Below are 1,834 nucleotides of genomic sequence, written 5' to 3'. Positions count from 1 at the left end.
CCATCCGCGCGCGCCCGGCGACCACGCCGACCCAGCGCTGCGACGAGTTCCACGTCCGGACGGACCCCGAGACGCGCCTGCACCGCTACGTGGACCCGCATCCTGGACCCGCGGAGCATCGCGGCCGTCCTCCCCGGGCCGAAGATGGGACGCGATGACGGTGCTCCGCCCGACGACGGTCCGACCCGGGGACGCGCCCCGTGCGTGACGTCCTGGCCGAGGTCGACGCGTGGACGGCTCGGGGCGATCGGGTGGCGCTGGCGACCGTCGTCGGGATCCGCTTCTCGGCGCCGCGGCCGCTGGGCGCCAAGCTCGCGATCTCGTCGTCGGGCGACGTCGCCGGGGCGGTCTCCGGGGGCTGCGTCGAGGCGTCGGTGATTCGCGAGGCGGGCGAGCTGCTCGCCGGCCGCGGCCCGGCGGGACGCCTGCGCTCGTACGGCATCGCCGACGACGAGGCGTGGGAGGTCGGCCTGCCCTGCGGCGGTGAGATCGACGTCTGGATCGACCTGCACGAGGACGACGCCCTGGCCGGGGCGACGCGCACGGGCGGCCGCGCCGCGCGCGTGACGGTGCTGGACGGCCCCGCCGCCGGCCGGCGGCTCCACGTCGACGCCGCGGGCCGGACGACCGGCACGCTCGGCGGGCCGGCGTTGGACGTCGCCGCGGACGGCGCGGCGGAGCTCGTCGCCGCCGGGCGCTGTGCGGTCCTCGAGGCCGGCGGCGCGCGGCTCTTCGTCGACGTCGTGCGGCCCGATCCGCGGCTCGTCGTCGTCGGCGCGGGGGACCTCGCGCGACACCTCTGCGCGGTCGCGCGGACCGTCGGCTGGCGCACGGTCGTCGTCGACCCCCGCAGCCTGTTCGCCCGCCCGGAGCGCTTCCCGGACGCCGACGCGACCGTCGACCGCTGGCCCCAGGAGGCGTTCCCGCTGCTGGGGGTCGGCGCCGACGACGCGGTGGTCGTCCTCACGCACGACCCGAAGCTCGACGACGCCGCGATCCTCGCCGCGCTGGCCGCGGGCGCGGGCTTCGTCGGCGCGATGGGCTCGCGGCACGCCCAGACGATGCGGCGCCGGCGCCTCCACGAGCACGGGGTCCCGGACGACGAGGTCGCGCGGATCGCCGGGCCGGTCGGGCTGGATCTCGGTGCGACCGCGACGCCGGAGACCGCGCTGTCGATCTTGGCGGAGGTCGTCGCGGACCGCCACGGCCGCGACGGCGGGCGGCTCCGGCACGCCGCTGGACGGATCCACGAGCTGCGCTGAGATGCCCGTGACCGCCGCGCTCTGCGACGGGTCCGACGGTGCGCGATCCGCCGTCGCGGCCGGTGACCGCGTCCTGGACGCGACCGACGTGGGATCGTGATCCGCGTGCGTGCGCCGTTCCCACCGTCACCGTCACCGGCCCCGGGCGCGACGCGCGGCCCGGCGGGCACCGAGCGGCTGACGGCCGGCCGCGCGACCGTGCTGCTCGCCCCCGTCCGCGACGACGACCACCTGGCGGCGCTCGTGGCGCCGATCCGCCGGGTCCGCGGCTTGGTCTCGGTCGCGGTCGAGCGCTTCCAGGACGGCGAGGCCGTCGTCGCGGTGGTCGCCGGCCACCCCGTCCTCCTGGGCGACCAGCTCCGGCGGGTGCTCGACGGGCTAGTCCGCTCCTGCAGCGCGCCGGCGGCCGGCGGGCACTTCGTCGTCGACGCGCGGGAGCCCGAGACGGTCGTCGAGGAGGCGCCGGACGAGGTCCTCGGGGCGGGGGAGGACGAGGAGGAGGTGTCGCCCGCGCCCGAGGTCGGCGCCGGGGACGCCGCGGCCGGCCCCGACGACGGCGGCCCGGCGCCGGC

General features: G+C 78.7%; 1 protein-coding gene and 1 pseudogene. Both read left to right on the top strand.

From position 1 onward, the window contains the following. The first annotated feature begins 200 nt into the window (after positions 1–200). Positions 201–1,262, top strand: coding sequence for an XdhC family protein (locus tag AB0L40_RS27750; RefSeq protein WP_364362027.1), 1,062 nt, complete (start codon positions 201–203; stop codon positions 1,260–1,262). Between the two features lie 105 nt (positions 1,263–1,367). Further along, positions 1,368–1,834 (top strand): annotated as a pseudogene (locus AB0L40_RS27745) (hypothetical protein); the annotation flags it as partial.

The sequence above is a fragment of the Patulibacter sp. NPDC049589 genome, from assembly GCF_040675535.1.
Classification (GTDB): Bacteria; Actinomycetota; Thermoleophilia; order Solirubrobacterales; family Solirubrobacteraceae; genus Patulibacter.
Note: the sequence above shows the minus strand (reverse complement) of the source record. Positions and strands in the feature narration are given on the sequence as shown.